This is a genomic window from Pseudomonas sp. SK3(2021) (assembly GCF_016772375.1).
In the GTDB taxonomy this organism is placed as follows: domain Bacteria; phylum Pseudomonadota; class Gammaproteobacteria; order Pseudomonadales; family Pseudomonadaceae; genus Aquipseudomonas; species Aquipseudomonas chlororaphis_I.
The window spans coordinates 2,474,204-2,501,047 of the sequence record NZ_CP061943.1; the positions used below are offsets into that span (position 1 = coordinate 2,474,204).

Sequence of the window (26,844 nt, forward strand, 5' to 3'; positions counted from 1 at the left end):
GTTATTCGCCAACCCCGGAGAAAGTTATGAAACCAGGATTATCCGCGATGAAGTCCAAACCCTTGAAGTTCGCCGCGTTGTCCGCGGTCGGCCTGGCGCTGCTGTCGGCGTTGTCCGGCTGCGGTCCGGACCAGGTACTGGCCCCGCCCGCGCCGCCGACGGTTTCGGTGAGCCAGCCGGTGAGCCGGCAGATCATCGATTGGGACAGCTTCACCGGACGTTTCGAGGCCACCGATTCGGTGGAAGTGCGTTCGCGGGTCAGCGGCTACCTGGAAAAGGTCGCCTTCACCGACGGTGCCATCGTCAAGAAGGGCGACCTGCTGTTCGTCATCGATTCGCGCTCCTTCCAGGCTGCGGTGGTCCAGGCCCAGGGCAAGCTGGCCCAGGTCCGTTCGCAGCTGGCCCTGGCCGAGCAGGAATATGCCCGGGCCAAGGTGCTGATCGAATCGAAGACCATTGCCCGCAGCCTGTATGACCAGCGCTTGCAGGCGCGGCAGGCGGCCCAGGCCGAAGTCCTGAGCGCCGAAGGCGCCTTGAGCAATGCCCGGCTCGACCTGGAGTTCACGCGCATCACCGCGCCCATGAGCGGGCGGATCAGCCGCAAGCTGATCAGCGAAGGCAACCTGGTCAACGGCGGTAACAACAACGCGACCCTGCTGACCACCATCGTCTCCCTGGACCCCATCGACATCTACTTCGATATCGATGAACAGAGCTACCTCAAGTACCACCGCCAGGAGCAGGGCGCCGCGGGCCAGAACCTGGTGCGCATCGCCTTGCCGGGGCAGAGCGAGCCGACCCTGAGCGGGCGCATGGACTTCATCGACAACCGCCTCGACCCGTCCACCGGCACCCTGCGCCAGCGCGCCCGGGTGGCCAACCCGGATTTGCGCCTGAGCCCGGGGCAGTTCGGGCGTGTGCAGTTCTCCGGGCGCCCGAGCTATCAGGCGCTGTTGCTGCCGGACACGGCGATCAGCGTCGATGCCACGCGCAAGGTGGTCTATGTGCTCAATGCGCAGAACCAGGTGGAACTGCGCCCGGTGCAGTTGGGCAAGCTGCATGACGGCCTGCGCGAAGTCGCCAGCGGCCTGCTGCCCGAGGACCGGGTAATCGTCGACGGCATCCAGCGGGTGCGGGTCGGCGAGACCGCGACCGCCAGCGAGCAGGCCCTGGCGCTGGCGCCGAAGGCCGCGGCCAGCGAAGGAGCGCCGCTATGAACCTGGGGAAAATCTCCGTCGAACAGCCGGTGCTGGCGATCGTGCTGTCCATCGTGCTGATGATCGTCGGCGGCCTGGCCTACCTGGTCCTGCCGACGTCCGAGTACCCGGACATCGCGCCGCCCACCGTGGTGGTGCAGGCGACCTACCCGGGCGCGTCGGCGCAGACCGTGGCCGAGACCCTGGCGATCCCCCTCGAACAGGAGGTCAATGGCGTCGAGGACATGCTCTACATGTACAGCCAGGCGACCTCCGATGGCAGCCTCAACCTGACCGTGACGTTCAAGAGCGGCACCGATGTCGACAAGGCCCAGGTGCTGGTGCAGAACCGCGTGGCCCTGGCCACGCCACGCCTGCCGGAGCCGGTGCAGCGCAGCGGCGTGTCGGTGCGCAAGTCGTCGCCGACCCAGCTGTCGACCATCTTCATTTCCTCGCCCAAGGGCACCTACGACCAGCTCTACGTGTCCAACTTCGCCATCCGGACCGTCGCCGATACCCTCAAGCGCATCGACGGCGTGGGCGACATCAATCCGCTGGGCGCCCGTGAATACTCCATGCGCATCTGGCTCGACCCGGAGCGCGTGGCGTCCTTCAACCTGACGCCGGCGGACATCATTGCCGCGGTGCGCGCGCAGAACACCCAGGTGGCGGGCGGGGTGATCGCGCAACCGCCGGTGGCGTCCCAGGCCTTCCAGCCGAACCTGATTTTCGAAGGCCGCCTGAAAGAGCCGGCGGACTTCGACAACATCGTCATCAAGTCCGGCAGCGCCGGGCGCCTGGTGCGCCTGAAGGATGTGGCGCGCACCGAAATCGCCGGCCTGGCCTACGTCAACAACACCTATTACCTGCGCCACCCGGCCATCGGCTTGCAGGTGCTGCAGCGTCCCGGCGCCAATGCCCTGGCCACCATGAAGGTGGTCGAGCAGACGATGCAGGACCTGAGCAAGGAATTCCCCGAAGGCATCGAATACAGCATCGGCTACAACCCCACCGCGTTCATCGCCGACAGCATCGGCGAGCTGGGCAAGACCATCTACGAGGCGGTGATCCTGGTGGTGCTGGTGATCCTGGTATTCCTGCAAGGCTGGCGGCCGTCGATCATCCCGATCCTGGCGATTCCGGTGTCGCTGGTGGGGACCTTCGCGGTGATGGCCATGCTCGGTTACTCGATCAACAACCTGACCCTGTTCGGCCTGGTGCTGGCGGTGGGCATCGTGGTCGACAACGCCATCGTCGTGGTGGAAAACGTCGAGCGCCATCTGGCCGAGGGCAAGAGCCCGTTGCAGGCCACGCTGATCACCATGCAGGAAATTGGCGGCGCGCTGGTGGCGATCACCCTGGTGCTCTGTGCGGTGTTCATTCCCACGGCGTTCATTCCGGGGATCTCCGGCGAGTTCTTCCGTCAGTTCGGCATCACCATCGCGGTGGCCACGGCGATCTCGCTGTTCAACTCGGTGACCCTGTCGCCGGCGCTGGCGGCGATGATCCTGCGACGCCACGACCCCAAGGCGCATCAGGCGCCACGGCGCGGCGTGGCCGGCCTGCTCAAGCGCGCAGCGGAGGGCTTCAACCGCGGCTTCCTCAAGCTTTCGGCGGGCTATGCCGGCAGCGTGCGGGGCCTGGTGGCGCGCACTCCATTGATGCTGGCGATCTACGCGGTATTGATCGCGGCCACGGCTTACCTGCTGGTGTCCACGCCCAAGGGCTTCATTCCGGCCCAGGACCGCGGTTACCTGGTGGTGATCGTGCAACTGCCGGAAGGCGCTGCGCTGGAGCGCACCAACGAGATTTCCCGGCAGATCGAAGCCATCGCCCTGCAAGTGCCGGGTGTCGACCGGGTACCGACGTTCTCCGGGTTCTCCATGGTCACCGGCACCAGTTCTTCCAACTCGTCCGGCCTGGCGCCGGTGTTCGAGCCCTGGTCCAAGCGCAAGCTGCGCGGCCTGACCTCGGACAAGATCGCCGCCGACCTGCGCGAGCGCCTGAAGGTGGTCAGCGGTGCGTCGGTGATTGTCGCCATGCCGCCTCCGGTCCAGGGCCTGGGCAGCACTGGCGGTTTCTCCATGCGCCTGCAGGACCGCGCCGGCCTGGGCAGCCAGGCCCTGGCCAAGGCCACCGAGCAACTGATCGCCGCGGCCAATGCGACCCAGGGCATGACCGGTGTCTACTCGCCGTTCTCGGCCCGCACGCCGCAGGTGTTCGTCGAGCTGGACCGTGAGCGCGCCGAGATGCTCGGGGTGCCCAGCAGCCAGATCAACCAGGCCATCGAGACCTATTTCGGCTCGACCTACATCAACGATTTCAATCTGGTGGGCCGCACCTATCGGGTGACGGCCCAGGCGGACTTGCCGTACCGGGTCACGCCAGAGGACCTGGCGCGGGTCAAGGTACGCAACGAGGCCGGCGACATGGTGCCGATCGCTAGCGTCACGCGGTTGCACGAGTCGCTGGGGGTCGAGCGTTTCCCACGCTACAACCTGTTCCCGACCGCGGAAATCAACGGCGACACCTTGCCCGGGCTGGGCTCCGATTTCGCCCTGCAAACCATGGAGCGCCTGGCCGAGCAGACCCTGCCACCGGGCATCACCTACCAGTGGACCGACCTGAGCTACCAGCAGACCACCGCCGGCAACATGGGCCTGCTGGTATTCCCGCTCTGTGTGATCTTCGTCTACCTGGTGCTGGCCGCGCAGTACGGCAGCTGGAGCCTGCCGCTGGCGATCCTGCTGATCGTGCCCATGTGTCTGCTGGCCGCCGCCGGTGGCGTGCGCCTGATGGGCCTGGATATCAACATCCTGACCCAGATCGGTTTCATCGTGTTGGTGGGGCTGGCGGCGAAAAACGCCATCCTGATCGTCGAGGTGGCGCGGCAGCAGGAGCAGGACGGGCAGGGCATCGTCGAGGCCGTGGTGGAGGCGTGTCGCCTGCGCCTGCGCCCGATCCTCATGACCTCCCTGGCCTTCATCCTCGGTGTGCTGCCGCTGGTGCTGTCCGAGGGCGCCGGTTCGGAAATGCGCCAGGCGGTCGGTTCGGCGGTGTTCTTCGGCATGATCGGCGTGACCCTGTTCGGCCTGCTGTTCACCCCGATCTTCTATGTCCTGATCCGCCGTCTCGCCGGGGGCGAGCGGCGGTTGCAGGCCCCATCCAGCGTCTCTGTTTCGGGAGTGGTCCATGAATAACCTGCTGCGTTTTCCCGCCCTGGCCTTTACCGCGGCGCTGCTTGCGGCCTGCGCCGCGCCGACCTTGCCACCGGCTGTCGAGGCGCCCGCCGGGCGTTTCGTCAATGCGCCGCACATACCGGCGGCGGGCATTGCCGAGCAATGGTGGACGCTGTACCACGACCCCTTGCTCGACCGCCTGGTGGCGCGGGCGCTGGAGGAAAACCTCGACCTGCAGATCGCCCTGGCGCGAATCGATGCCAGTCGTGCCTTGCGCGGTGTCGCGGCCGCCGGCGCGAGCCCCGAGCTGAACCTGGGGGCCGGTGCCGCCCGGCAACGGATTTCGGCGGACCAGGCCGGTTTCAGCGAGCCCTTGATTACCGAGCCGCTGAGCCTGGGGCTCGACGCCTCCTGGGAGATCGACCTGTTCGGGCGGATTCGCGAAGGCGTGCGGGCCGCCGATGCCGACCTGCAGGCCAGCGCGGAAGAAGCGCGTGGGGTCAAGGTGGCGCTGGTCACCGAGGTGGTGCAGGCCTATGCCCAGGCACGGGGGCTGGAAGAGCGCCTGAGCATCGTGCGGCAGAACGCCGAGAGCCAGAGCCGTACCCTGCAACTGACCGAGCAACTGTATGCGGCGGGCAGCAGCCCGCAGGCCGATCTGCTGCGGGCCCGTTCCCAGTCGGAATCCACCGCGGCCCAGGTGCCGGCCCTGCAACTGGAGTGGCAGCGTTCGCTGCACCGCCTGGCGGTGTTGCTGGCGCAGCCGAGCGAGACGCTGTACCAGCAGTTCGCCGCCAGCCCGGCGCAACTGAGCGAGGTGGATCTGGTGGATGCCGGCACACCGGCCGACCTGCTGCGTCGGCGCCCCGACATCCGCGCCGCCGAGGCCCGGCTGGTCGCTGCCTACGCGCGGGTCGGGGTGGCCAAGGCCGACCTGCTGCCGCGCCTGAGCCTGTCGGCAGCCCTGGGCTCGCTGGTCGACGGTGTCAGTGCCGCGAACCTGGCCAGCTCGACCTTCTGGCTGGCCGGTATCAATGCCAGCGTGCCGCTGCTGGACGGCGGGCGCCGGCGCGCGGTGGTGGAGTTGCGCGACGCCGAGGGGCGCCAGGCCTTGCTCGGTTATCGCCGTACCGTGCTCGGCGCGGTGGCGGAAGTCGAGTCGGCCCTCGCCGCGGCCCGGCGCAATGCCGAAAGCCAGCAGCATCTGGCCAGCGCCGCGGCGCAGGCCAGTTCGGCGGCGCAGCAGATCCAGCGTTCCTGGGCCGCCGGCGAGGCGCCGTTTCTCGATGTGCTGCAGGCCCAGCGGGTCGAGCTGACGGCGCAGAGCGCGCTGTCGCGGATCAAGACCGCGCAGTTGCAGAACCAGGCCGTGCTGGTGCGGGCGCTCGGTGGTTGAACGGGGGGCAACGAGTCGGTGGTGCGCGGCGGCGTGGGCATTTGCAGCGTCTATGCTCAAGCGGCACCGCGCACCTGAAAGGCGCGGGGCTTGTCTTCAATTACAAGGATGAACTTCTATGAAGCCGCTTCACTCCCTGGCCAAAGCCGTTGCCTTGGCCACTCTGTTGTCCGCTGCCAGCCTGCATGCCCATGCCGCCGAGATTCCGTTGGCCGGTACCGTGGAGGCCGATGAACGGGTGACCAAGGTGCTCTCCGTGGATGCCGTCAATCATCGCGTGGTGCTGGAAGGCGCCGAGGGCCAACCGGTGCACGTGCAACTGAGCGACCAGGCCAAGGACCTGGGCAATTTGAAGGTGGGCGATCAGGTCAATGTGCGGGTCACCCACGCAGTGGTGGCGGTACTGGACACCGATGTGGAAAAAGGCCTGCCGAATGCCGCTGGACGCGCCGGGGTGATTCGCGCCACCAAGGACAACCCCAACCCGGGCGGTGAAGCCTATCGCCAGGTACGGGTGCAACTGAAGATCACCGACATCGACCTGAAGAACAACCAGCTGACCTTCCAGGGGCCGGCGGGCAACAAGAAGGTCCTGGACGTGGAGAAACCGGAAGTCCAGGCCCGGCTGAAAGACCTCAAGGTCGGCCAGAGCGTGGTGGTGACCTACACCGATGTGTTGCAAGTCACTACACAGCACGAAGGTTGACCGAGACCGGGCGCCGGTCGTTGTGGCGGCCGGTGCGCCGGATTTCGGGAGGTCCACGCGGGAAGTTGAACGAAAGTGAGCGGAATGAAAAATTTTCCGCCAGCTTTGTGTTCAGAATTCTTCAGAATATGTGCACGGACTTTCTTTAGTCGTTCGATTAAAATAGTTCTCGTTCGCCCGGTGCAAGGGCTCTTTACCGGTGCATGGATTGCCAGGCCAGAGCACTGGGCGAACACCCTCTCCGGGGTTCCCGCCCCACGACTTCTGTAACGCCGCTCATGCAACCCGCACAGGTTCGACGCTTGTTGCCAGCGGTTGCCAAGAGCTTTCGGCGCCCCCTCCAGCAAGACGCCAAGGCGACACAGCCGCCTGCTGCATTGCCTGTCGCCTTGGCCAGCTTCAGCCTCGGGACACGGTGGTGCACAGCTGCAGGCCCAGAGCGCGCATGATCTTGACCACGGTATCGAAACGCGGCTTGGCACCCGGGGCGAAGGCCTTGTAGAGGCTGGCCCGGCCCTGGCCGCTGGTCTTGGCAATCTGCGTCATGCCCCGGGCCCTGGCGACGTGGCCCAGGGCGCGGATCAGTTCGTCGGTATCGCCATCGGCCAGGATCTGGGACAGGTATTCGCTGATCGCCTGGTCGCTGTCGAGCAGGGCGGCGATGTCGAAGGGAACCAGTGTGTCGGACATATCAGAACTCCTTGGCCAGGGAACGGGCCTGGCAGATATCGGCAGGCTGGCTGGACTTGTCGCCACCCAGCAGCAGGACGATGAGGGTATTGCCGCGAACCGTGAAATAGAGGCGGTAGCCGGCGCCTGTGTTCACGCGCTTTTGCGAGAGACCGCCACCGAGGTTTTTCACATCGCCCAGGTTGCCCGCCGAAGCCCGCTCGATACGCCGAGCGATGGCGATCCTGGCGCGCAGGTCCCGTAGTGTGATGTGCCATCGGGCAAAGACGGTCGTCTGCAGGATCTCGTAATCCATGAGAACTGTATCCATGTAGAGACAAAATAAGAAGGGGGGGTAACGACCCCCAGGCGACTGACGGTGCACCTGAAGGCGTCATGGGAAGGTAAGCAGGAGGGGAGTGGGCGAGGCGGGCTGTTTCGTATCGGCATGTTGTCGATCAGGGCTGGCGAAACACCCTGTAGCCATTGCCCTGCGGTGGCTGCTGGAAAGGGCCAGCATCAGCCGTTCTGGCTGATGCTGTGGGACGCAAAATCAGAGCGCCGGCAGGCCCAGCGCCGTGGCGCATTCCTGGAGCGAGCGCTGCTGGGTGTCGGCATACAGCTGTAACTCATCGATGGTCCGGCGCCCCAGGGCCCGCTCGAAAGCCTGGCGGTTGGAGTGGCCGGCGTAGTGGCTTTGCGCATCGTCGCCGAGGTTGGACTGGAAGATCCCGGCGGCGCTGACCGGCAGGAAGTCCTCGTACACCAGCGGCTCGGCCCGTACATGCCCGGCGCGGATCAGCGCCTCCAGGCTCGTCGGCCGGTCCGCCTGCTGGCGCGCGGCCAGGCCCTGGTCGCTGACGAAGTAGCGGAAGTACGCCAGGCCCTGTTCGCGCATGGCCTGGTGGTTATCGGGAAAGGCGCGGAAGTGCTCGGCCATCAGTGTGTTGTAGCGCTGGGCGTTGGCTTCGTTGGGGAAGTCCCCGAGGGCGTCACGGGCGGCGTTCAACAGCTGGTCGTACAGCGCCCGGCCTTTGGGGGTGAGGGCGGCGCCGCGCTGTTCGATCTCGCCGAAGCGCGCGCTGTGGCTGCCGCGGCCGTCGGGCTGGTCGGTGAAGGCCACGGGCTCTTCCAGTGCCTTGAAGCTGGTCTGGCGCAGCAGGATCGGGCATTCCCGGCGCGGCGGGCCCTCGATCACCGCCTTGGGCGTGATGCCGTGGGCGGGCATCAGCGCTTGCACCTGGTCGATGTCCAGGGTGCGCGGCGTCAGGTGGTTGATGTGCGGCCCCTTGAACGCCACCACGTCGGCGATCAGCCGGTGCTGGGCGCTCAGTTGCCGGTATTGCCCGGCCGTGACCGTGGCGCTGTGGTGCCAGCGGAAGGTTTCCAGGGCCTGCTCGACGAATTCCTCGGCGGCGCCGTCATCGAGGCCACCCTGGGTTTCGGCCTGCTCGATCAGGGCCAGGGCGCGCGGGGTGAAAATGCTCCGGCGCGCCAGCACCGATTCGGCGAAGCTACGCAACTGCGGGTTGTCGATCAGCTCCAGGCGCAGCAGCGAGGTGAAGACCCGGAACGGGCTGACCTGCAGGGCGCTTTCATGCACCGCGCGAAAGGCCGTGGAATGCACCGGCACCCCGGCCGGGGTGAGGTCGTAGTAACCCACCGGCTGCATGCCCATCACCGCGAACAGCCGGCCCAGGGTCGCCAGCTCCGTGGCGGTGCCGACGCGAATAGCGCCGTGGCGTTCCAGGTCCAGGCGCTGGATTTCGCCGGTGCTGCGCAGCTGGCGGGCGATCCTCTCGTCGCGGCCCAGGACCCCGGCGTTGACCTGGGCCACCAGTTCCATCAGGGCGCCGTACAGCGGCACTTCCTCGCGGTACATGTCCGACATCGCCCGTGAAAAACGTTGGCGGATCAGGTCTGGGCTGACGAAGCTCTGCAGGCTCATAAACAAGGATTCCCGGCGTAGTGAGACAAAGAGGGTAGCGGTGTTGGCTGGGCCTGATTCTGGGCGGCGCGGGGTGGGCTGACAAACGAAGTTTCTTCCGGACTTCATTCTGCAAATGAATGCAGGCGGGCAGGGTGGCTGCCCGGTTTCCAGTGGGCGGGCATGGGCCCTCGCGACCAGGCGACCCGCAGCGGTTTCAGGGGCTGAGCGGTGATGGCTATTTGACGTTACGCTGATAGACTTCTGAACACGACCGCATCCCATGGCTTGCGTACCGTTCAACGGAGGCGACTTGGCCTTGACGCCGCACAACGGAGGAAAGGGACTTTCACTGGCCAGGAGGCTGTACAAAACGCGAATTCTGGGGCTGGCCCTGGGATTCTTCTGCGTAGCAGCGGGTATGTACCCGCTGCACCCGCCGCCCTGGGTCTGGGCGTTCATGTTGTTCAATGCCTTCATCTGGCCGCACCTGGCGTACCAGTGGGCGCGCCGCTCGCCAGTGCCGTTTCGCGGCGAACATCGCAACCTGTTGATGGATGCCTTCCTCGGCGGGTTCTGGGTGGCGGCCATGCACTTCAACCCGCTGCCGACCACCACCACCCTGTCGCTGATGGCGATGAACAATATCGCCCTGGGCGGCGTGCCCTTTTTCCTTGCCGGTTGCCTGGCGCAAGCGCTGGGGATCGCTGCCGGGCTGCTGCTGTTCGGCGTTGGCTTCGTGGCCCAGAGCAGTGCGCTGCAACTCTATGCCTGCCTGCCGATGCTGACCCTCTATCCGCTGGCCCTGGGGTTTATCTGCTACCAGCAGGCCAACGTCCTGTCCCGGCACAAGCGCGAATTGCTGGCCCTGAGCCGCACCGACAGCCTGTCGGGCCTGCTCAATCACGGGGCCTGGAAGGACCAGCTGGAAATCGAGTTCCAGCGTTGTCGGCGCCAGGCCTCGATCCAGAACCAGGGCGGCGCCATCGCGCTGATCGACATCGACCATTTCAAGGCCATCAACGACACCTACGGCCATGTCGCCGGCGACATCGTGTTGCGCCAGCTGAGCAAGCTGCTCAAGCAGAACCTGCGGATCAGCGACCAGGCCGGGCGTTACGGCGGCGACGAGTTCTGCGTGATCCTGCCGGGTGTGCCGCTGGAGCATGCCGCCGAACTGATGGAAGCCTTGCGTTGCCGTTTCGGCGGATTGGGCTATGAGCAGAGCCCGACCCTGCGGGTCAGCCTGAGCATCGGCCTGGCCGCCTACTCCTCGGAGCATAGCGATGCCCTGGACTGGTTGAACGATGCCGACCAGGCCTTGTACGAAGCGAAAACCACCGGCCGCAACAAGGTCAGCTGTCGCCGCGACGACCGCTCGCCAAAGCGCCTGCTGAACTCCTTGTGAGGCCGTTCACAGAGCACTGCGCCAGCATGGAGGGGGGCGAACTTGTCAGGTAGGGTGGGCGGGCACCTTCCGACACGAAACAAGGACCGATTCATGACGCAGACTTCTCCTCGCTCATTGCTGGCCGCCCGTATCGGCCTGACCCTCGCCCTTGGCCTGCTGGCCCCCCACGCCAGCGCCGCCCCCCACCCCCAAGTACAGAACGAGGCGCAGCAATACCAGGGCGATGCCCTGAAACTGCTGGAGCGCCTGGTGAACATCGACTCGGGCTCCGGCTACGAGGCGGGGCTGGACCAGGTGAGCGACATCGCCATCGCCGAGCTGAAGCAACTTGGCGCCAGCATCGAAAAAGTCCCCAACGGCAGCGCCGGCGGCAGCCATGTGCTGGCCACGCTCAAGGGCACCGGCCAGGCCAGGATCCTGCTGATGGCGCACATGGACACGGTGTTCAAGGAAGGCACCGCGGCCGAGCGGCCGTTCCGCATCCAGGACGGTCGCGCCTACGGCCCCGGGGTGATGGACGACAAGGGCGGCATCGTCGCCGGGATCTATGCGCTGAAGGTCCTGGATAACCTCAAGTTCAAGGACTACGCGCAGATCACCTTCCTGCTCGACGCCAGCGAGGAAACCGGCTCCGGGATCGCCACCGAGCTGATCAAGAAAACCGCCAAGGCCCACGATGTGACCTTGAACCTGGAGCCGGGGCGCCCGGCCGATGGCCTGGTGGTGTGGCGCAAGGGCAGCGCCACGGCGCTGGTGGAGGTCAAGGGCAAGGCCGCCCACGCCGGCGTCGCGCCGGAGCTGGGACGCAACGCGGCGATGGAAGCGGCGCACCAGATCCTGCAACTGGGCAAGCTGGGGGATGAAGCGAAGAAAACCACGATCAACTTCACCGTGCTCAAGGCCGGCGACCGGACCAATGTGATTCCCGACCAGGCCACCGCCAAGGCGGATGTGCGGGCGGCGGTGCCGGAGGAGTTCGACCGCATCGAGAAGGACCTGGCGCGGGTCTCGGCCAACAAGCTGATCGCCGACACCGACGTCAAGACCACCTTGCAGCGTGGTCTGCCGCCGATGCCGCAGACCGCGCAGTCCGATGCGCTGGTGGCCATGGCCCAGGGCATCTACGGCGAGCTGGGGCGCAAGCTGACCATCGAGGGCAGCGGCGGGGCGGCGGACTCCAGCCTGTCGGCCGGCGTCGGCACGCCGACCCTGGATGGCTTCGGTATCGTCGGCGGCAATATCCACACCGCCGAGGAATACGCCGAGGTCGAGAGCGTGGCGCCGCGCATCTACCTGCTGGCGCGGATGATCATGGAGCTGTCGGCCAAGCGCTGATTGCAGGAACAGACGCACTGCATTTTCTGCATGGCCGGACCCTGTAGCCCTGTAGCCCTGTAGCCGTGTAGCCGCTGCCGAGCCTGCGAGGCTGCGATCGACTGCGCAGCAGGCGCAAGGATCTCAAGACCGCTGGAGGACCTGCGGTCCTATCGCAGCCTCGCAGGCTCGGCAGCGGCTACAGGGGTGGCTACAGGCGCCCCCGATCCCTCTGCCTATACTCGAAAGCTTCGTCCCCACAGCGGAGCCTTCAATGAACAGCAACCACCTCACCGAATACTTTGACGCCAGCCCTGAAGTGCGCGCGGTGTTCGATGACATCATGCGTACCCGTCAGGTCGACCAGGTGAACAACTTCTGGAAATGCCTGGCGGCCCATCCGCCGACCCTGCGGCGTACCTGGGACAGCCTCAAGGAGATCATGGCGCCGGGAGCGCTCGATCCGTTGACCAAGGAACTGATCTACGTGGCGGTTAGCGTCACCAACAACTGCCCGTATTGCATCGCTTCGCACACCGCCGCGGCGCGCAAGGCGGGAATGACGGAGGCGATGTTCGGCGAGTTGCAGGCGGTGGTCGGCATGGCCAACGAAACCAATCGCCTGGCCAACGGCTACCGGGTGCCGCTGGACGATGGGTTCAAGCTTGAATGAGCCTGTGACCCGCAGGGATGCGGCCTTCGGCGCTGCTCGTATCGGCCAGTGCCGTCCTCAGGCGTTCAGGCCGCCGCTGCCTTGGCCTGGGTGGCGAGCAGCGGCACGGTGCGCACCAGGTCGCCGGGTTGCAATTGCAGGCGCTTGGCGCTGAGGCGGTCCACCAGCAGGCAACCGGACACCAGGCGGCCGCGGGCGCTGGTGACGCGGCAGCTTTCCAGGCGGCGGTTGTGGATCAACCAGGTCGGCGCGTCGTCGTCCGGGGTGCCGACCAGCAGCGGCAACACCTGGCTTTCGCGCACCGCGCGGACTTTGCCCAGCTCGGCCTCGATCACCGGCCCGCCGTCGAAGATGTCGATATGGCCCTGATGGGTAAAACCCTCATGGCGCAGGATGGCCAGCGCCGCTTCGGCGTTTTCGTGAGCCTGGCCGATGGCGGCCTGGGCCGGCTCGCTGAGCAGGCAGGTGTACAGCGGCTGGCGCGGCAGCAGTTCGGCGATAAAGGGTTTGTGGCCGAGGCTGGACAGGTGGTCGGCCTGGACGAAATCCATCTGCAGGAAGTGCCGGCCCAGACTGTTCCAGAAGGGCGAGCAGCCGTTCTCGTCGCCCTTGCCGCGCAGCTCGGCGATCAGCTTGTCGCCGAACAGGTGCGGGAACTCGGCGACGAACAGCAGGCGCGCCAGGGAGAGCAGGCGGCCATTGGTGTCACGGCGCTGGTCGGGGCGCAGGAACAGCGAGCAGAGTTCCGATTGGCCGGTCATTTCGTTGTTCAGGAACAGGGTCGGGATCTGCCGCCGGATCCCCAGGTTCGGCGCCGAGTTGACGGTCATGCCGACCCGGTAGCTGTACCAGGGTTCGCGCAGGCCCACGGCGCCGGTCAGGGCGCTGATGCCGACCACTTGCTGGTCGTCGTCTTCGAGCACGAACAGGTAGTCGGCGTCGGCCCGTTCCACCTGTTCGGCAAAGGTCCGCTGGGCCCAGCGAATCCGATGGGTCAGGCGCTCCTGGTTGGCTGGCAGAGTAGTCAGCCCCAGGCCCGCGCGCTGGGCCAGGGCCATCAGCGCGGGCAAGTCAGTCACGCGTACCGGGCGAACGATCATGATGCAGCTCCTTCTGCGCGCCGGTTGCGGCGGCGAATGCAAACGTGTCCGGGGTTCTTCATAAGGCGACCAGCCGTACCGGGTCGCCGGTTTGCAGTTGCAGGGCGTTGAAGGTTTGCGGGTCGAGGTCGACCCGATCCCCGGGCGCTTCGTCCAGGTGCACCAGGGCCGCCCGGTATTGCCCCAGCCGCTCGTTGCTCGCCAGCCAGGCCCGGCCGCTGCCGCTCTGCGGGCCCGGGCAGGCGTTGGCGATCAGGCTGTGACGGATGGAGCGAACGCCGTTGTGGCGGGCGTACAGCGTCGGGCCGCCGTCGAACAGGTCGACATAGTGGTTGGCTTCGAACCCCTCGCGCAGCAGGATCTCGTAGGCCTCGCGACCCTGCGGGTGAACCTGGCCGATACAGTCCTGGGCCGCCTTGGGCAGCATCGGGATGTAGATCGGGTATTGCGGCATCAGGTCGGCGAGGAAGCTGCGGCTTTGCAGGCCGCACAGGCGCTCGGCCTCGGCATAGGGCAAGTCGAAGAAGTGCTTGCCCAGGGCATCCCAGAACGGCGAGTGGCCGTCGTCGCTGCTGTAGCCGACGATCTCGGTGATGCTGGTGTCGGCGAAGCGCGCGCCATGGGCGGCGATAAACAGCAGGCGGGCCCTGGAGAGCAGCTCCGCCATGGGCGTGCCGACCAGGTCCGGGTCGATATGAAAGCCGCGCAGCAGGCTGTGGTTGCTCAGGTCCTGGCACAGCGACAGGGTCGGCACGCCGTGCTGCACGTTCAGCTCCCGCGAGCTGCTGACGAAAGGCCGGTTGCGCAGGCTGTAGAAGGGCGCGGAAAACCCGGCCATGGCGAGGATTTCCGAGCAGCCGCGCAGCTGGCCGCGGGCCGGGTCGTGCAGGACAAAAAAATAGTTCTCCGGCCCCGGAGCCCGCACGTTGGCGGCGAAGGAAGCGCAAGAGTCGAGAATCTTGTCCAGCAAGTGCTGTCGATCGTCCGGCAGGGATGTCACCCCCACCAGGCTTTCACGGGCCAGCCGTTGCAACTCCGGCAAATCGTCTGGCGCAACTGGGCGTAAGACCAGCATGGATGTACTCCTGTATCAAAATGATCGACGCCTGGCCGCAAGACCTGGGCGCCGAACCTGACAATCACTGTCGGTTTCCACGCATTGCTGCCACTGCCCACGAAGGCGGGCGGTGGCACGCAGGCACCTGTCGGCGCCCGCTCGGATTCGCCGGAGCACCTTCATGGTGCCGCGGCGGCCGGGGGGTGTTGATGATTAAAGTGGATCGGCCAGCGCCGTATTGGCGCCCAGCCTGTTGAGGAAGAACAGGTAGACCAGGCCGATGGCGATCCAGATGCAACCGAGTTTCTGCGCATCGACCCCCATGTTGTACATGATCGCGCAGACAATTAGGAAGCCGATCGCCGGACAAATCAGATGGCGCAGCACCTGGGCCGACTTGTTGCGGCGCCAGTAGTGATTGATCACGGTCAGGTGCAGCAGCATGAACCCGCTGAGGGCGCCGAAGTTCACCAGGGAGGTGAGGGTGTCCACCGAGTTGATGAACAGGTAGCAGATCAGCAGCGACAGCACGGCCACCAGGTAGATGCTGATGTGCGGCGTGTTGTGCCTGGGGTGGACCTTGGCCAGGATCTTCGGCAGCTTGCCGTCGCGGGCCATGCCGAACAGCAGGCGCGACACCGCCGCTTGCGAGGTGATGGCCACCGCCACGCCCCAGGCCAGTGCGGTGGCTACCGCGGTCAGGGTCGCCAGCCAGCTGCCGCCGGCGATTTCGGCGATCTCGTAGAAGGCCGTGTCGGCCGACTTGAAGCCCATGCCGGCGGCCAGGTCGGTGGCGATCCAGGTCTGCGCCACGAAGATCGCGCCCATCACCAGCAAGGTGATCAGGGCGGCGCGACCGACGCTCTTGCCCGGCTCGCTCTTGATCTCTTCGGCCAGGGTCGAGATGGCATCGAAACCGAGGAACGACAGCACGGCGATCGACACGCCCTGCATCAGCATGCCGAAGTGGAAATTCTCCGGGCTGTACAGCGGCGCCAGGGTCAGCTGGCCGTTACCGGTGCCACCGTGCAGGGCGTTCCAGGCGTAGGACAGGAAGATCCCCAGCACCACCAGTTGCGCCAGGAGAAACACGATGTTCATCCGCGCGGTGAAGGTGATGCCGCGCAGGTTGACGAAGGTGGCGCTGACCAGGAACGCGAGGATGAAGCCGACCTTGGGAATGTCCGGGTACAGGTGGTTCAGCGCCATGGCCGCGTAGACATACAGCAGCGGCGGGATCAGCAGGTAGTCGAGCAGCATCAGCCAGCCGGCGATGAAGCCGACATGGGGGTTGAGCCCGCGCTGGGCGTAGGAGTAGACCGAGCCGGCGATGGGAAAGGCGCGGGCCATGCTGCCGTAGCTGAGGGCGGTGAAGAGCATCGCTAGCATGCCGATGATGTAGGCCAGCGGCACCATGCCCGGTGCTTCCTGGTTTACATAGCCATAGACCCCGAACGGGGCGATGGGGATCATGAAAATCATCCCGTAGACCACCAGGTCGCGCAGCGTCAGGCCGCGCTTGAGTTCCTGTTTGTAGCCGAATTCTTCAATCTCCATGAAGAGGTTCTCCTTGTCAGCCAAAGGGGGGGCGGATGCCTGTCGCTGATGTCGATGGACGACCTGATAGCGGCAGGCAATGTATTTGAACCTGGCAGGTTTAAAGACACGCCACGGCGGTTTTTATAGTTGTTGTACCGGTACAGCAAACAGCTTTTTTACAACCACAGCTCCATCCTGCTTCCCAACGTTTTTACAACAGCGGCGCCAGGTAATCCGTCCAGCACTGTATGGCTTGCGGGGTGCGCAGCAGGTCGTTGCGCACCTCGATCAATACCGAATCCAGCCCGCGGGCATCGCCGTGGGCCGGCACGGTCATGTCGCTCAGGGCGTCGATCTTGTACGGCTCGTTGCCGGCGATCTTCACGTCGTGCACCGACATGCCTTCCAGCAGGCGCCGGGCATACCCCTCGGCGCGATCGAACAGCACGCCCATCTCCAGCGTGCGGCGCTGGCCGTAGTACAGCGGGGTAAAACTGTGGATGCCCACCACCCGCACCGGCCGGCCCGCGGCCAGGCGCGCATCGATCAGCGCGCTCAAGCGCGCATGAAAGGGCCGGAACAGCTGCTTGCGGCGGTACTCGCGGGTGGTTTCGTCGAGGTACTGGTTACCCGGGACCTGGTAGATCTCGCTCTGCAACGGAATGCTGTCGTGGGCCTGGCACGGGCGGTTGAGGTCGATCAGCAACCGCGAATAGTTGGCCGTCAGCAGGGTGGCGCCGAGGGTCTGCGAGAGGTTTTCCGCCAGCTCCAGGGCGCCGGGGTCCCAGGCGATATGCTCGCGCGCCGCTTCCGGGTCCAGGCCGAGGTCGTTGAGCGCCGCCGGGATATAACGGCTGGCGTGTTCGCAGACGAGGATCAGCGGGTGCGCGGAATCTTCCCGCAGCAGCCGGTAGGCCGGTCGGGTGTACAGCCCCAGTTCAGCGGTTTCAGTACAGGTGTGCATAGTGCTCACAGAGTTGGGCAGGGGTCAGGTGCTCGGTCAGTTTCACTTCCTGGTGTTTGACGGCGAAATAGGTGTCCAGCAGCGGGGCTGGCAGGGCTTGCAGCAGGTCCGGGCAGTTGCGCAGGCAGTCCAGCGCCTGCGGCAACGAAGCCGGAAGGGCGACGATGCCGCGGTCCTGGCGCTGCTCTGCGCTCAGTTCGTCCGGCACTTCGTCGGTCACGGCGCGCAGTGGCAACTCCTGTTCGATGCCCAGGCGCCCGGCGATCAGCACCGCGGCCATGGCCAGGTGCGGCGAGGCGGTGGCGTCCAGCGCGCGGAATTCCAGGTTGTACTGCGGCGCCGCCGGTTTGCCACCGATGCTCACGGTCGGGCAGATGCGCAGCGAGGCTTCGCGGTTGCGCTGGCCCAGGCAAGCGTAGGAGGCGCTCCAGTGATGGGGCTGCAAGCGCGCGTAGGAAATCGGTGTCGGCGCGGTAAAGGCGCAGAGCGCCGGCAGGTACTTGAGCACCCCGGCCGCCCAGCATTGGCCGAGGGACGACAGGCTGTTGGCCCGTCCTTCCTCATACAACACCGGCGTGCCATCCAGGTCCTGCAGGCTCAGGTGCAGGTGCACGCCGTTGCACACCGCGTGCTCGGCCGTCTTGGGCGCGAAGCTCAGGCCATGGCCGAGTTGCCGGGCGATCTCGCGGGCGATCTCGCGCACGTTCACCGCGCGGTCGGCGGCGGCCACGCCCCGGGTCGGGCGGCAGGTGATCTCGTACTGGTGCTTGCCGTACTCGGGCAGGAACATTTCCGGCTCGACGCCCGCGGCGCGCAAGGCGCTGAGCAGCCAGCCGCCGAAGTCCGCGCCCTGGCGCTGGGCCTGCAGGGAGAAGGCCAGGCGTTCCGGTTGTGCGGTGGCGCTGTGCAGGTTGAATTCGTGCTCGAAGGCGGCGGTGATCTGCAGCCCCAGCTCGCTGGCGTAGCGCTGCACCTCGTTGCGCAGCAGGGTGCGCGGGCAGGCGGCCCAGGGCTGGCCATCGGTCTCGCAGATGTCGGCGTGGATGAAGTCCAGCGGCGAGGCGCTCGCGTCCGGGCCGTTGCCGACCCGGACCCGGCTGGCCAGGTCGGGGATCAGCCGCAGGTCGCCACGGGCGCCCCAGGGGTTGGGCTCGGCAATGATGTCCTGCGGGGTCAGCGCGCTGTTGGCCGGGACCCAGCCGCAGCCGGCGCTGGTGTAGCTGTCCAGTTCGTCGCTGGGGAACGAGCGGCCACGGCTGACGCCGATCAGGTCGGTGGTGAGCAGGGTGGTCATGGCCACCGGCTGCAACGGCTCGTTGTTCCGGCTCATGCCTGCATCTCCCGCAGGCGGTCGAGCACGGTCCGGGTGTCGGTGATCCAGCAGTAGCCCTTGATCGCATTCAGGCAGGCCTGGTGCCGGGCATCGGTGTAGGTGGCGCAGGCGTCTTCCACCAGGGTCACCAGGTAACCGCGGTCGGCGGCGTCGCGCACCGCCATGTCGACGCACTGGTCGGTGACGATGCCGGCGACGATCAGGTGGCGGGTCTGCAGGTTGCGCAGCACGTAGTCGATGTTGGTCGAGTTGAAGACCCCGGAGGAGGTCTTGGGCAGGACGATTTCGTTCACCTGCGCCACGAGCGGATCGATGATCGCCGCCTGCGGGCTGCCCTTGGGCAGGTGCATGTCCGACAGCTTGTGGTCCAGCGAGCGGTCGCGGCCATCGGCGGTCAGGCTTTCGATAATGGTGTGCAGCACGTTCTGCCGGGCGCCGCGCATGGCCGTCAGGAGCTTCTGCTGGTTGGGAATCACCTGCTCGCGGGTGCGCTTGAGGAAGTACTCGGCATCCGGCACCTGCAAATGCGGGTCGAGCTGTGGCTCGAGCCAGGCCCGCTGCATGTCCACCAGCAGCAGGGCGGTGCGGTCGAGGGTGAATGGCAGGTCGCGGGGCGAGTGGTGGGGAAGGCAGACCATCCTTATTTGTCCTCCAGCAGGTGAGTGGCGAATTCGTTGCGCAGGGCGTCGATGCCTTCCAGGCGTCGATCCAGGTCGGTGCTGCGCAGGCTCAGGCTGGCGACCAGCGCTTCGACCTGGGCCAGGGCCGGCACCAGGGTGTCGAAGGCCGACGTCGACTCCACCGGGGCGCTGATGATCAGGTCCGCCAGCTCCCGCAGGGGCGAGGCGTAGATGTCGGTGAACAGCACCACCCGCGCGTGCCGTGCCTTGGCCGCGCTGGCCACGCGCAGGGCCTGGCTCTGGTAGCGGCGGTAGTCGAACAGCAGGACGATGTCCTGGCGCTGCACGTCATACAGGCGGTCGGGCAGTTGCGCGTTGTCGTCCAGGGCCATGCAGCCGGGGCGCATCAGGCGCAGGTGATTGAGCAGGTAGCTGGCGAGAAAGTTGCTGAAGCGCCCGCCGTAGCAGTACAGCGTGTGCCGGCTGTCCAGCAGCCAGTCGAGCAGGATGCGCACGTCTTCGGGCTGGGTCAGGGCCTGGGTCTGTTCCAGGCTGCGCAGGCTGCCTTGCAGGTAATGGCTCCAGGCGTCGTCCTGGGGCACCTGGGCCCGCGGTTGCAACAGGGTGCTGGGCGAACGCAGGCGATCGTCCATGTCGCTGAGCAGCGCTTCCTGGAACTGCGCATAACCGCCGAAACCGAGTTTTTTCACCAGCCGCACGATGGTCGGGTCGCTGACGCCGGCATGCTCGGCCAGCCGCGACATGGGCCCCAGGCCGTTGCGCGGGTAATGGTCGAGCAGGGCACGGGTGACCTTGCGCTCCGAAGGCGTGAGGTCGAGGGCCGGGTCGGTGATCAGGTCTCTGAGAGACGGCATAAAACGCCTTCGTGGATAAGTGTCGTTTTTGTTTCACTGAAAGTGAAAACAGTATTTATGTAATTTACGCTACATGTCTAGTGAAAAATGGAAGCATCCGCGAACGCCCCAAAAGGGCGCGCAAAAGCCCTGGTTTATTGGCTGTTCGAGGTTTTTCGGGGCACCGCATCAGCGCGGCAGGGTGCCGTGCAAGCAGGACGATTTCGCGGCCTGGCGGCAGGGCGGGGCGACAGGTAGGAATCCCCCGGCGAGACGTGATACAAACGCAGCCACCTTGCCCGCTGCGCCCATTCAACGTCGAGAGATTCCCCGTGCCGGCCACCCGCTTGACCCTGATCTGCCATGCCCGAACCGTCGCCTGGAAGCTGGCGCGTTTTGCGCTGGACGAACCGCTGGAGATGGACTGGCAGGCGCAGGCGGGCTCGCGGGCCGCGGCGTTCAAGCGTCCGCCGCGACTGCTCAGCGCTCCTGAGCAACGGGCGCGGCAGACCGCCGCCCTGTATGGCGCCGCCGTGGAGACGGTGCCGGTGCTGCGCGACTGTGACATGGGCCGCTGGCAGGGCCTGGCCCTCGATGATTTGCACCGCGAGCAGCCCGAGGCCCTGCAAGCCTGGCTGGCCGACAGCCACTCGGCGCCCCATGGCGGCGAGTCGGTGGCACAGCTGTGCGAGCGGGTCGCGGCGTGGCTGGTGGCGCTGAGCGAGCAGCCCGGGCATGTGCTGGCGGTGACCCATCCGCTGGTTATCCGCGCGGCCCTGGTGCACGTCATGCAATGCCCGCCGGCCAGTTTCAACGCCATCGATGTCGAGCCGCTGGCCCAGGTCGAACTGCGCTTCAATGGTCGCTGGCGCTTGCGCCTGGACCCGCGCGATTAGCGGGCTTGGCTCGGCGTGGCCTGGGGATTTTTTCGCGAGCAAGCTCGCTACAGGGGGGCGCAAATCATGGTAGGCGCGAGCCTGCTCGCGATAGGCCGCAGAGCGGCCGCCCTGTGACGCGCCACCACAACCCGGCCATACTCCATCCCCCGAGCAGCACCCGAGACCCGCTCCCATGAAAACCCTGCTGATCATCGGCATCGGCGCCGGCAACCCCGACTACATCACGATGCAGGCGGTCAAGGCGCTCAATCGCACCGACGTGTTCTTCCTGATGGACAAGGGCCAGAGCAAGGACGCGCTGATCGACCTGCGCCGCGAGATTTGCGAGCGCTACATCGAGCAGCCCGGCTACCGTTTTGTCGAAGCGCAAAGCCCGGAGCGGCTGCGCGGTGCCGAGGTGGATTACCCGGCCAGCGTCGCCGAGCTGAACCGCGACAAGCAGCGCACCTTCGAGCGCCTGATCGACGAGGAGTTGGCGGACGGCGAAACCGGCGCCTTCCTGGCCTGGGGCGATCCGGCGCTGTACGACAGCACCCTCCGCATCCTGCAGGCGATCCTGGCCAGCGGCCGCTGTGCGTTCGAGTTCGAGGTGATCCCCGGCATCACCAGCGTCCAGGCCCTGGCGGCGCAGCACAAGGTGCCGTTGAACCGTATCGGTCGCTCGGTCGAGATCACCACCGGCCGGCGGCTGGCGGCGGGGCAGGTGAGCGACGCCGACAGCCTGGTGGTGATGCTCGACGCCGAGGACTCCTATCGCCAGGTGGCGGACCAGGACTTGCAGATCTACTGGGGGGCCTACCTCGGCACGCCGCAGGAAATCCTGATCGCCGGCCGGCTCAAGGATGTCGCGGGGCAGATCCAGCAGGTGCGCAAGGCGGCGCGCCAAGCCAATGGCTGGATCATGGACACCTATCTGTTGCGCAAGCCGGAGGATTGAGGAGGGCTGGGCAAGCTCTTTCGCGGGCAAACCGGATCGCCGCCCGCTCGCTCCTACAGGAGCAGTTCTTCAGGCACGCCAACGAAACAGGCTTGCGTGGGAGCGAGGCTTGCCCGCAATGACGTCCTCCCGATCGCCGCCTCACTCGGCGACCCCCTTCTCCCCACGCCCGAACCGTTCGCGATACACCGACGGCGGCAGGCCCACCACGCTGCGAAAGGCCACGCGAAAACTCTCCACCGAGCGGTAGCCGCAGCGCAGGGCGATGGTCTCGGTGTGCTCGCTGCCGCTCTCCAGCAACTCCCGCGCCCGGGCCAGGCGTTCGTGCTGCAGCCAGGCCTTGGGCGAGATACCGGTGGCCTGGTTGAAGCGGCGCAGGAAGGTGCGCTCGCTCATCAATGCCTGGCTGGCCAGGTCGCGCACTTCCAGCGGTTCATGCAGGCGCTCGCGGGCCCATTGCATGACCCGCGACAGGTCGTTGCGCGGCGTGCGGCTGACCGGCGCGGGAATGAACTGCGCCTGGCCGCCGGTGCGCTGCGGCGACATCACCAGGCGCCGCGCCACCGAGTTGGTGACGTGGGTGCCGAAGTCGCGGCTGACCAGGTGCAGGCAGGCATCGATCCCGGCGGCGCTGCCGGCCGAAGTGATGATCTGCCCCGAATCGACATAGAGCACGTCCGGGTTCACCAGGATCGCCGGAAAACGCTCGGCCAGCTCATCGGTGTATTGCCAGTGGGTGGTGGCGCCGCGGCCGTCCAGCAGCCCGGTGGCCGCGAGGGCGAATACCCCGGAGCAGATCGACAGCAGCCGCGCGCCGCGTTCATGGGCGCGCACCAAAGCCTCGCTCAGCCCGGGCGGCAGCGGCCCGTTGCGGCTGCGCCAGCCGGGGATGACGATGGTCCGCGCCTGTTCCAGCAGCTCCATGCCGCCATCGGCCAGCACCTGGATACCGCCCATGGCCCGCAGCGGCCCGGGCTCGACGGCGACGATGCGGTGTTCGTACCAGGGGAAATCGAACTCCGGACGGGCCAGGCCGAAGATTTCCACGGCGATGCCGAACTCGAAGGTGCACAGGCCGTTGTAGGCCAGGATCGCGACTAAACCGGGGGCGTTGTGCATTTGGCGGGAAGTTACCAGTCAGTGTCTTGTGCGTCACTGTAGCGACGTCGGCCGGGCCGATAAAGTCCTGTCACACCCACTGTCGTTCTGGAGACGCTGCAATGACCAGCCTGGTTCGTGACATTCCCGCCGCCCCCTCGGCCATCGCCCTGATGCATTTCTCCAACCGCCTGACGTTCGAGACCGATTGCTCCGATGTCTTCGGCAGCCAGGAAGCCGGGGAGGTCGATTTCGTCCTGCTGGACGTGCGCGGCCCCCTGGCGTTCGAGCGCGGCCATGTGCCGGGGGCGATCAACCTGCCCGGGCGCCTGATCAACGCCGAGCGCCTGGCGGGTTACTCCCGGGACACCCTGTTCGTGGTCTATTGCGCCGGCCCGCACTGCAACGGCGCGAACAAGGCCGCGGTCCGGCTGGCGGCCCTGGGCTACCCGGTCAAGGAAATGATCGGCGGCGTGACCGGCTGGCTGGATGAGGGTTTCAAGCTCAGCGTGGCGCTCGAGCGGCCGGCGAGCGCGGTCGTGGAGTGTGCCTGTTAGGTGTTTTCGCGGGGTCTGCAGAATGCTGGAGGCCCTGCGACCAGCGTGGCCCGGGCTGGCGCAGGCTGCGCCAGCGGCTGCAGGTATTGTGCTTGTGGCCTGTCTGATAGGAAGGAATGACGCCGCCCGGGGCGTTTGCGGTGCGACTCGCAGGTCGTAATGCAGGCGCGAAAACCCGGGAAAATGCAGGGATCGACGACATTTCCCGCGCCCATTGCACCACCGCGGGGCGGCTCGCCCGACCTGTGAACGCGGGCGTGGATTTTATATAAGTATTTGTCGCATAAACACAATTTGCCTCCCGAGCGCCGCTCTAGACTGCTGGCCACTTCGATTTCCCCCAATCGAACCTTTCTGCCAATAAGAGCCTCCGTCTACGGGAGTTATAAATGAAGAAGCTTGTGATGTTCGGTGCCCTGGCACTGTCCATGCTGTCCCTGACCGCCGTGGCTGACGATGCCAAGCCGATCCGCATCGGTATCGAAGCCGGCTACCCGCCATTCTCGATGAAAACCCCCGACGGCAAGCTCACCGGTTTCGACGTGGATATCGGCGATGCGCTGTGCGAGCAGATGAAAGTCAAATGCACCTGGGTCGAGCAGGAATTCGACGGCCTGATCCCGGCGCTGAAGGTGCGCAAGATCGACGCCATCCTGTCGTCCATGACCATCACCGACGATCGCAAGAAAAACGTCGACTTCACCATCAAGTACTACCACACCCCGGCGCGCTTCGTGATGAAGGAAGGCACCGCGGTCAAGGACCCGCTGACCGAACTCAAGGGCAAGAAAGTCGGGGTGCTGCGCGCCAGTACCCATGACCGTTTCGCCACCGAAGTGCTGGTGCCGGCCGGGATCGACCTGGTGCGTTACGGCTCCCAGCAGGAAGCCAACCTGGACATGGTGTCCGGTCGCATCGACGCGCTGCTGGCCGACTCGGTCAACCTCGACGACGGCTTCCTGAAAACCGACGCCGGCAAGGGCTTCGCCTTCGTCGGTCCCGAGTACAACGATCCGAAATACTTCGGTGGCGGCGCCGGCATCGCCGTGCGCAAGGGCGATACCGCGCTGGCCGAGAAATTCAACACCGCCATCACGGAAATCCGCGCCAACGGCAAGTACAAGGCCGTGCAGGACAAGTACTTCAAGTTCGACGTGTACGGCGAGTAATTCGCCGGGCTGGAAAAGGCGGCTACCGCGAAGACGGCGCCGCCTTTTTTGTGGGCGCGATTTGCCGGCCCGAACAGGAGCAGGGCGATCCCCTGTAGCCGCTGCCGCAGGCTGCGCCAAGGTCCGCAGGACCTTCAGCGATCTTGAGGGCGTCACGGCCGTGCCAGCCGAACGCAGCCTGCGGCAGCGGCTACAGGAAGCTCGCATCAACTGGCAGCGGGCGACGACCTTTTCACGGCCGCGCAAATGCCTCAGGCTACGGCCCCCGCCGAACTCCATTTTTCTTCCGGAGCCCTTCATGCAACGCATCGATCATTCCTTGCCCTGGAGCCACCTGGGCACCCAGCGTCAGCTCAGCGTGTTCCGTTTTGGCAGCGGCAGCCGCAAGGTCTATATCCAGGCCAGCCTGCACGCCGACGAGCTGCCGGGCATGCGCACCGCCTGGGAACTGAAACAACGCCTGGGCGAACTGGAAGCCCGGGGGCAGCTCAAGGGCGTGATCGAACTGGTGCCGGTGGCCAACCCCATCGGCCTCGACCAGCATCTGCAAAGCAGCCACCTGGGGCGTTTCGAAAGCGGCAGCGGGAAGAATTTCAACCGCGCCTTCGTCGAACTCAGCGGCCCGGTGGGCGACCTGATCGGTGACCGCCTGGGCAGCGATGCGGCGGCCAACGTCGCCTTGATCCGCCAGGCCATGGGCGAAGTCCTCGACCGCCTGCCGGCTCCGGCCTCGCAACTGCAAGCCCTGCAACGCCTGCTGCTGCGCCATGCCTGCGACGCCGACATCACCCTCGACCTGCACTGCGATTTCGAAGCGGCGATCCATCTGTACGCCTTGCCCCAGCACTGGCCGCAGTGGCGGTCCCTGGCCGCACGGCTGAAGGCCGGCGTGGCGCTGCTCTGCGAGGATTCCGGCGGTAGCTCGTTCGACGAGTCCTGCTCCACGCCCTGGCTGCGCCTGGCCCGCGACTTCCCGCGGGCGGCCATTCCACCGGCCAACCTCGCTACCACCCTGGAGCTGGGCAGCATGGGCGACACCCGGGTCGAGCAGGCCCAGGCCAACTGCGAAGCGATCCTCGGCTTTCTCGCCGAGCAGGGTTTTATCGACGGCCACTGGCCGGCCGCCCCGGACGCCTGTTGCGAGGGCATGCCGTTCGAAGGCACCCAATACCTGTTCGCCCCGCACCATGGGGTGGTCAGTTTCCTGCGCGAGGCCGGCGAGTGGGTGGAGCGGGGCGATGCGATCTTCGAGGTGGTCGACCCGCTGAACGACATCGTCACCGTGGTGCGCGCCGCCACCAGCGGCGTGCTGTTCGCCCTGGACCGCAGCCGCTACACCGAGCCGGGCATCTGGCAGGCCAAGGTCTCCGGCCGCGAGCCGATCCGCAGTGGCAAGCTGAGCAACGATTGAGGCGCTCGCCGGCCTGATGACGGTCGAGGGTTTTCCCTGATTGCAGGCCAGGCCACACTGCCAGGCCTGCCCACCCGCAAGGACGTCCCATGTTCAAGTTCCTGGCCCTGTTGTTGCTGTGGGTTTGTGCCACCGCCCAGGCGCAGCCGGTGCTGCACGACGACCTGCCGCTGCTCTATCGGCAACAGGTTCCGGCCGACTCGCGCGACCGGCCCCTGGTGATTTTCCTCCACGGCTACGGCAGCAACGAAGAGGACCTGTTCGGCCTCAAGGACGGGTTGCCGGCGGATTACACCTACCTTTCGGTACGGGCGCCGCAGACCGTGGAAGAGGGCAGTTACCAGTGGTTTCACAAGCAGGGCGAAGGCGCTTATGACGGGGTGACCGCCGAGCTGGCCGACAGCGCCAAGCTGATCGACGCGTTCGTGCGGCAGGCGATCGCCAAGTACCACACCCGCGCCGACCGGGTGTTCCTGGTGGGCTTCAGCCAGGGCGCGATCATGTCCTACGAGCTGGGCCTGCGCCATCCCCAGGCGGTCCGCGGGATCGCCGCCCTGAGCGGGAAGATCCTGCCGGTGCTGCGCTCGCAGCTCAAGAGCGGCGCGGGCCTGGAGCGGCTGGCGATTTTCATCGCCCATGGCACCGCGGACATGCGCCTGCCTTACAGCGACGGCTCTGAGGCCGACAGCCTGTTGCGCGGGCTGGGCCTGGCGCCGCAATTCCATGCCTACCCGGGCGTCGGCCATAGCATCAGCGACACCGAGCTCCAGGACCTGAACCGCTGGTTGCTCAGCCTCAATCCTTGAATCCAATGAACCCGTAGCGGCGGCTGTCG

The 26,844-nt window shown here is 66.2% G+C and carries 24 protein-coding genes; 13 read left to right on the top strand and 11 right to left on the bottom strand.

The genetic code is table 11. The features are described from left to right. The first annotated feature begins 47 nt into the window (after positions 1-47). The 4 genes from IF690_RS11340 to IF690_RS11355 all read left to right on the top strand — a co-directional run bounded on the left by IF690_RS11340 (position 48) and on the right by IF690_RS11355 (position 6,477). Positions 48-1,217: an efflux RND transporter periplasmic adaptor subunit gene (locus tag IF690_RS11340; RefSeq protein WP_023968684.1), complete on the top strand. Its 1,170-nt coding sequence runs from the start codon at positions 48-50 to the stop codon at positions 1,215-1,217. Continuing rightward, complete coding sequence (locus IF690_RS11345; RefSeq protein ID WP_202700099.1) at positions 1,214-4,396, top strand: efflux RND transporter permease subunit; 3,183 nt, start codon at positions 1,214-1,216, stop codon at positions 4,394-4,396. The genes IF690_RS11340 and IF690_RS11345 overlap by 4 nt, the downstream gene beginning before the upstream one ends. Further along, a complete protein-coding gene (locus IF690_RS11350) occupies positions 4,389-5,771 on the top strand; it encodes an efflux transporter outer membrane subunit (protein WP_202700100.1) in 1,383 nt (460 codons plus the stop codon). Before IF690_RS11345 ends, IF690_RS11350 begins: the two co-directional genes overlap by 8 nt. Before the next feature lie 118 nt (positions 5,772-5,889). Beyond that, positions 5,890-6,477, top strand: coding sequence for a hypothetical protein (locus IF690_RS11355; RefSeq protein WP_202700101.1), 588 nt, complete (start codon positions 5,890-5,892; stop codon positions 6,475-6,477). Positions 6,478-6,876: 399 nt separating this feature from the next. Here the strand turns inward: IF690_RS11355 and IF690_RS11360 are convergent, their stop codons facing one another. The 3 genes from IF690_RS11360 to hglS all read right to left on the bottom strand — a co-directional run bounded on the left by IF690_RS11360 (position 6,877) and on the right by hglS (position 9,094). Continuing rightward, a complete protein-coding gene (locus IF690_RS11360) occupies positions 6,877-7,167 on the bottom strand; it encodes an addiction module antidote protein (protein WP_202700102.1) in 291 nt (96 codons plus the stop codon). Position 7,168: 1 nt separating this feature from the next. Then, positions 7,169-7,462: a type II toxin-antitoxin system RelE/ParE family toxin gene (locus tag IF690_RS11365; protein WP_202700103.1), complete on the bottom strand. Its 294-nt coding sequence runs from the start codon at positions 7,460-7,462 to the stop codon at positions 7,169-7,171. Between the two features lie 237 nt (positions 7,463-7,699). Then, entirely contained in the window at positions 7,700-9,094 is a 1,395-nt protein-coding gene (gene hglS / locus IF690_RS11370) for a 2-oxoadipate dioxygenase/decarboxylase HglS (protein WP_202700104.1), read from the bottom strand. A 262-nt stretch (positions 9,095-9,356) separates the two neighbouring features. On the opposite strand from hglS, the gene IF690_RS11375 reads away from it, so the two are divergent. From IF690_RS11375 to IF690_RS11385, 3 genes are all read left to right on the top strand, one after another. Then, entirely contained in the window at positions 9,357-10,481 is a 1,125-nt protein-coding gene (locus IF690_RS11375) for a diguanylate cyclase (RefSeq protein ID WP_202700105.1), read from the top strand. A gap of 93 nt (positions 10,482-10,574) precedes the next feature. Next, the gene (locus IF690_RS11380) at positions 10,575-11,819 is read left to right on the top strand and encodes a M20/M25/M40 family metallo-hydrolase (RefSeq protein WP_202700106.1); all 1,245 of its coding nucleotides are present in this window, start codon (positions 10,575-10,577) and stop codon (positions 11,817-11,819) included. Between the two features lie 253 nt (positions 11,820-12,072). Then, positions 12,073-12,471: a carboxymuconolactone decarboxylase family protein gene (locus IF690_RS11385; protein ID WP_202700107.1), complete on the top strand. Its 399-nt coding sequence runs from the start codon at positions 12,073-12,075 to the stop codon at positions 12,469-12,471. Between the two features lie 65 nt (positions 12,472-12,536). Here IF690_RS11385 and astA read toward each other — a convergent pair whose 3' ends face one another. From astA to IF690_RS11420, 7 genes are all read right to left on the bottom strand, one after another. Further along, positions 12,537-13,571 (bottom strand): arginine N-succinyltransferase, encoded by a 1,035-nt coding sequence (astA, locus tag IF690_RS11390; RefSeq protein ID WP_202700108.1) that lies wholly within the window; start codon positions 13,569-13,571, stop codon positions 12,537-12,539. Between the two features lie 58 nt (positions 13,572-13,629). Next, positions 13,630-14,646: an arginine N-succinyltransferase gene (locus tag IF690_RS11395; protein WP_202700109.1), complete on the bottom strand. Its 1,017-nt coding sequence runs from the start codon at positions 14,644-14,646 to the stop codon at positions 13,630-13,632. A gap of 195 nt (positions 14,647-14,841) precedes the next feature. Continuing rightward, entirely contained in the window at positions 14,842-16,185 is a 1,344-nt protein-coding gene (locus IF690_RS11400) for an APC family permease (protein ID WP_202700110.1), read from the bottom strand. 193 nt (positions 16,186-16,378) lie between these two features. Continuing rightward, positions 16,379-17,131: an N-formylglutamate amidohydrolase gene (locus IF690_RS11405; RefSeq protein WP_202700111.1), complete on the bottom strand. Its 753-nt coding sequence runs from the start codon at positions 17,129-17,131 to the stop codon at positions 16,379-16,381. Further along, positions 17,115-18,461, bottom strand: coding sequence for a type I glutamate--ammonia ligase (locus tag IF690_RS11410; protein ID WP_202700112.1), 1,347 nt, complete (start codon positions 18,459-18,461; stop codon positions 17,115-17,117). The genes IF690_RS11405 and IF690_RS11410 overlap by 17 nt, the downstream gene beginning before the upstream one ends. Further along, positions 18,458-19,102: a cysteine hydrolase family protein gene (locus tag IF690_RS11415; RefSeq protein WP_202700113.1), complete on the bottom strand. Its 645-nt coding sequence runs from the start codon at positions 19,100-19,102 to the stop codon at positions 18,458-18,460. Before IF690_RS11415 ends, IF690_RS11410 begins: the two co-directional genes overlap by 4 nt. Positions 19,103-19,104: 2 nt before the next feature. Then, on the bottom strand, positions 19,105-19,959 hold the full coding sequence (locus IF690_RS11420) for a MurR/RpiR family transcriptional regulator (RefSeq protein ID WP_202700114.1): 855 nt from the start codon (positions 19,957-19,959) through the stop codon (positions 19,105-19,107). Between the two features lie 311 nt (positions 19,960-20,270). Between IF690_RS11420 and IF690_RS11425 the strand changes: the two genes are divergently transcribed. After that, positions 20,271-20,834 carry a histidine phosphatase family protein gene (locus IF690_RS11425; RefSeq protein ID WP_202700115.1) on the top strand — a complete coding sequence of 188 codons (564 nt, stop codon included), beginning with the start codon at positions 20,271-20,273 and terminating at the stop codon, positions 20,832-20,834. 175 nt (positions 20,835-21,009) lie between these two features. Further along, positions 21,010-21,774: a precorrin-6A synthase (deacetylating) gene (gene cobF / locus IF690_RS11430; RefSeq protein WP_202700116.1), complete on the top strand. Its 765-nt coding sequence runs from the start codon at positions 21,010-21,012 to the stop codon at positions 21,772-21,774. 141 nt (positions 21,775-21,915) lie between these two features. Here the strand turns inward: cobF and ftrA are convergent, their stop codons facing one another. Further along, positions 21,916-22,893, bottom strand: a complete 978-nt coding sequence (ftrA, locus tag IF690_RS11435) for a transcriptional regulator FtrA (RefSeq protein ID WP_202700117.1) — start codon at positions 22,891-22,893, stop codon at positions 21,916-21,918. Between the two features lie 101 nt (positions 22,894-22,994). On the opposite strand from ftrA, the gene IF690_RS11440 reads away from it, so the two are divergent. From IF690_RS11440 to IF690_RS11455, 4 genes are all read left to right on the top strand, one after another. Further along, positions 22,995-23,429: a rhodanese-like domain-containing protein gene (locus IF690_RS11440; protein WP_202700118.1), complete on the top strand. Its 435-nt coding sequence runs from the start codon at positions 22,995-22,997 to the stop codon at positions 23,427-23,429. A gap of 389 nt (positions 23,430-23,818) precedes the next feature. Further along, on the top strand, positions 23,819-24,598 hold the full coding sequence (gene aotJ, locus IF690_RS11445; protein WP_202700119.1) for an L-arginine-binding protein AotJ: 780 nt from the start codon (positions 23,819-23,821) through the stop codon (positions 24,596-24,598). Between the two features lie 298 nt (positions 24,599-24,896). Continuing rightward, entirely contained in the window at positions 24,897-26,009 is a 1,113-nt protein-coding gene (locus IF690_RS11450) for a succinylglutamate desuccinylase/aspartoacylase family protein (RefSeq protein ID WP_202700120.1), read from the top strand. An 89-nt stretch (positions 26,010-26,098) separates the two neighbouring features. Continuing rightward, positions 26,099-26,815 (top strand): alpha/beta hydrolase, encoded by a 717-nt coding sequence (locus IF690_RS11455; protein WP_202700121.1) that lies wholly within the window; start codon positions 26,099-26,101, stop codon positions 26,813-26,815. Positions 26,816-26,844 lie beyond the last annotated feature (29 nt).

Bases quoted from the DNA above. Each gene is read 5' to 3' on its own strand.
- aotJ (WP_202700119.1), top strand. From the start codon at position 23,819: ATGAAGAAGCTTGTGATGTTCGGTGCCCTGGCACTGTCCATGCTGTCC.
- IF690_RS11440 (WP_202700118.1), top strand. From the start codon at position 22,995: ATGACCAGCCTGGTTCGTGACATTCCCGCCGCCCCCTCGGCCATCGCC.
- IF690_RS11420 (WP_202700114.1), bottom strand. From the start codon at position 19,959: ATGCCGTCTCTCAGAGACCTGATCACCGACCCGGCCCTCGACCTCACG.
- IF690_RS11455 (WP_202700121.1), top strand. From the start codon at position 26,099: ATGTTCAAGTTCCTGGCCCTGTTGTTGCTGTGGGTTTGTGCCACCGCC.
- IF690_RS11345 (WP_202700099.1), top strand. From the start codon at position 1,214: ATGAACCTGGGGAAAATCTCCGTCGAACAGCCGGTGCTGGCGATCGTG.
- IF690_RS11360 (WP_202700102.1), bottom strand. From the start codon at position 7,167: ATGTCCGACACACTGGTTCCCTTCGACATCGCCGCCCTGCTCGACAGC.
- IF690_RS11365 (WP_202700103.1), bottom strand. From the start codon at position 7,462: ATGGATTACGAGATCCTGCAGACGACCGTCTTTGCCCGATGGCACATC.
- IF690_RS11375 (WP_202700105.1), top strand. From the start codon at position 9,357: ATGGCTTGCGTACCGTTCAACGGAGGCGACTTGGCCTTGACGCCGCAC.
- IF690_RS11385 (WP_202700107.1), top strand. From the start codon at position 12,073: ATGAACAGCAACCACCTCACCGAATACTTTGACGCCAGCCCTGAAGTG.
- IF690_RS11405 (WP_202700111.1), bottom strand. From the start codon at position 17,131: ATGCACACCTGTACTGAAACCGCTGAACTGGGGCTGTACACCCGACCG.
- IF690_RS11380 (WP_202700106.1), top strand. From the start codon at position 10,575: ATGACGCAGACTTCTCCTCGCTCATTGCTGGCCGCCCGTATCGGCCTG.
- astA (WP_202700108.1), bottom strand. From the start codon at position 13,571: ATGATCGTTCGCCCGGTACGCGTGACTGACTTGCCCGCGCTGATGGCC.
- IF690_RS11415 (WP_202700113.1), bottom strand. From the start codon at position 19,102: ATGGTCTGCCTTCCCCACCACTCGCCCCGCGACCTGCCATTCACCCTC.
- IF690_RS11355 (WP_202700101.1), top strand. From the start codon at position 5,890: ATGAAGCCGCTTCACTCCCTGGCCAAAGCCGTTGCCTTGGCCACTCTG.
- cobF (WP_202700116.1), top strand. From the start codon at position 21,010: ATGAAAACCCTGCTGATCATCGGCATCGGCGCCGGCAACCCCGACTAC.
- IF690_RS11410 (WP_202700112.1), bottom strand. From the start codon at position 18,461: ATGAGCCGGAACAACGAGCCGTTGCAGCCGGTGGCCATGACCACCCTG.
- IF690_RS11400 (WP_202700110.1), bottom strand. From the start codon at position 16,185: ATGGAGATTGAAGAATTCGGCTACAAACAGGAACTCAAGCGCGGCCTG.
- ftrA (WP_202700117.1), bottom strand. From the start codon at position 22,893: ATGCACAACGCCCCCGGTTTAGTCGCGATCCTGGCCTACAACGGCCTG.
- hglS (WP_202700104.1), bottom strand. From the start codon at position 9,094: ATGAGCCTGCAGAGCTTCGTCAGCCCAGACCTGATCCGCCAACGTTTT.
- IF690_RS11450 (WP_202700120.1), top strand. From the start codon at position 24,897: ATGCAACGCATCGATCATTCCTTGCCCTGGAGCCACCTGGGCACCCAG.
- IF690_RS11340 (WP_023968684.1), top strand. From the start codon at position 48: ATGAAGTCCAAACCCTTGAAGTTCGCCGCGTTGTCCGCGGTCGGCCTG.
- IF690_RS11395 (WP_202700109.1), bottom strand. From the start codon at position 14,646: ATGCTGGTCTTACGCCCAGTTGCGCCAGACGATTTGCCGGAGTTGCAA.
- IF690_RS11350 (WP_202700100.1), top strand. From the start codon at position 4,389: ATGAATAACCTGCTGCGTTTTCCCGCCCTGGCCTTTACCGCGGCGCTG.